Source organism: Kitasatospora sp. NPDC058243 (genome assembly GCF_042882025.1).
Lineage (GTDB): Bacteria > Actinomycetota > Actinomycetes > Streptomycetales > Streptomycetaceae > Kitasatospora.
Map to the genome: position 1 here is coordinate 247,787 of NZ_JBHVWW010000001.1, position 2,675 is coordinate 250,461.

At 73.1% G+C, this 2,675-nt stretch carries 1 protein-coding gene; it reads left to right on the forward strand.

Annotated features, from left to right (window positions below):
• Window positions 1–660 precede the first annotated feature (660 nt).
• Window positions 661–957 carry a transposase gene (locus ACFVX9_RS01025; RefSeq protein ID WP_387979743.1) on the forward strand — a complete coding sequence of 99 codons (297 nt, stop codon included), beginning with the start codon at window positions 661–663 and terminating at the stop codon, window positions 955–957.
• The last annotated feature ends 1,718 nt before the right edge of the window (window positions 958–2,675 follow it).

Here is a 2,675-nt window from a genome sequence, read left to right on the forward strand (position 1 = left end):
ACCCCCGGAAATGTCCGCACACGGACCGTAGAGACCGCAGGCCCTCCCGGTGCTACCATAGCCAAAAAACAACCGTGAACCGCATCCCCTGTTACCCTCCCAGCACGCGGACGGCGCCGGCTGTCGGGGTACTGACTCACGTGCCCAGGCAGGTGCGAAGTGACGTGCTCGGCCGTCAGGCACTGGACCAAGGGTGAAGTCGCCTGCGGGCGAAGCTCCAGCAGTCCGACGCCGTGGAGCGCCACCTTGCCCGCGCCACATACGGGGACCGCCCGAACATCCACGTCCCCCCACGAGATGCGTCGGCTGATCGACGAGTGCGAGTGGCTGGCCGTCTTCCTCCTACCCGCGTACGCGCCGGAGTTGAACGTGGTCGCGCACCTCCGGGCGCACGTGCAGTACAGCCTGGCCCCACGTCGCGCCCGGCCGACGCGAAGCTCTCCTGCGTAACCGACTCGAACGTCTGCGGTACCGCTCCGCGATCCTCGACGGTTTCCTCGCGGCCGTCGGCCTCGCTCTCGGCCTTCCACGGCCCTCACCCTGAAGCGCCGAAGCCGGCAGTGCTGCTTGAGAACGGTGTCAGAAGGTGAGGGTGATGCAGCCGTTGCCACCTGCGGTGCCTGCCGTGCCGGGGCCGCCGGTCCTGAGGACGGGGGCGGGGTGGTTCTGGCCGGCGCCTCCGCCTCCACCAGCCCCGTCTCCGCCACCAGTGAACGTCTCACCAAAGGAGTTGCCGTAGGTCACCTGTGCGAACGCCGCACCGACGTCGTTCAGGCCTTCCCGAACGGAGAGGCTCTCCTACGGCTGGCCGCTGCCGTGCTCTTCGAGTTGCACGACGAGTGGATCGCCTTCTCCCGCAGCCACCTGCCCGAAGGAAGCAGGGACCAGCTCTACCCCGACAAGCTCCCCAAAAGCGCCCCCGCGCTTCCCAGCACCACCAACGCGACGCTTGGTTGATCGGCTACACCACAACGAGGGCACAACCGCCGTCTTCGAGGACCAGCGGGCAGCCGGGGCGGCGGGGCGGCCAGGACTGGCCGGTGATCGGGAATCAGCTCCGGCCAGGGGCGGCCGTGCGGGTCGGTGCCGCTGGTCGTCTCGTGTGCGGCCCCTTCCCCGCCGTTCGCCGCATCGCGCCGCCAGGCGCCACCTGATTGGCCTGCACTGCTGTCAAGCCAAAGGTGATCTGTGCACGATTTACTTGCGTCGGTGAGGCCATCGGTCTGGCACAAGGCCTGAGGTGTCCGGGGCACTCGCCGCCAGGCCGAAGCAGCCTCACCGAAGGAGAACATCCGTGAGTACACCGTTCGCTCCCACTGGCCCGGGCAGACCGCGGCGGATGCCCGCCGTGTCCTCGGCCTTCGTGGTCCTGGCCGCCATGGCGGGCGCCCTCGCCACGCCGTCTCCCGCTGGCGCGGCCTACGCCCAGGCCCGGCAGACCGTCTCTCAGCCGACGCAGCCGAGCAATCAGATGGCGTTCACCGGGAACGGAGAGTTCACGGTTCCGGCGGGGGTGACGTCAGTGACCGTGTACCTGTGGGGCGGTGGCGGGCCGGGTGCGGCCAGTAGCGGTGGTGGCGGCGGGGCCGGTGGCGGGGGTGGCGGCGGCTCGAATCTGGCGATCCCCGACACGCTGGGAGGGGGCGGTGGCGGCGGTGGGGCTGGAGGCGGCGGCGGCGGTGGTGGCGGCGGCGGTGGTGGCGGCGGCTATGTCGCCTGCACGCTTCCCGCCACCCCCGGGTTCACGTTGGAGGTCAAATTCTCCACGAGCCCCGAGTCGCGTCCGGGGGGCGGCGGGGCCGGGGGCGGTGGTGGCGACGGCGGAATCGTGCTCACCAACGGCGGGTCAGGGGCCGCCGGACGCGAAGGAGGCCGGGCCACGTACGGACCCAGGCACGGCACGGATGTGGACGTGTTTGATCCGCTCACCGGTGACGGGGCGCAGGCGAACGGCGGGGGCGCTGAGGGCACCCCGGCTGGGGCAGGCCCGGCCGGAGGCGCCGGCAGCGGGGGTGACGGCGGGGGGACCGGGGACACGAACCCCGGGGGTGCGGGCGGCACGCCGGGCGGGACGTCCACCGGGGGTGCCGCGGACACCCGCAGCTCATCGGGCTACTGCGACGGTACCAACGGGACAGCCCTGTCCGGCAGCCTCGGATCCGCGGGGCAGGGCGGCGGCGCGGGCGGTGCGGGTGTCACCGGCCGCCAGGGCGGGCGCGGTGGTCATTCCGGCCGGGGCGAGGCCGGTGGCCGGGGCGGGGCAGGAGGCGCGGGAGGTGCCGGAGGCGCCGGGGCCGTCGGCGCGCTGACCCCGCCCGCCGGGACCGGTGTCGGCGGCACGGGTGGCAACGGTGGCAACGGAGGCAGCGGAGGCCAGGGCGGCAACGGCGCCGGCGGTATCGGCGGAGGATCCAACGGATCCAGCGGTGCCAACGGGGCCACCGGGGCGGCCGGTGCCGCAGGCGGCCCCGCCTACGCGCTGATCACCTGGTGAGTGTCGGGCCGGAGTGATCACGCTGCTTCCCACCGCCCTGTCGGCGCCGCTCCGGCCGTCCTGGGTGAACCAGCGCAGGCGTGGGGGGGGGGGGGTGAGGGTGTGGGGGGTGGGGGAGGGGGGGAGAAAAGTGCAGGCGAGGTGTGGGGGGGGGGTGGGGGGGAGGGGGGGGGGGAGGGGG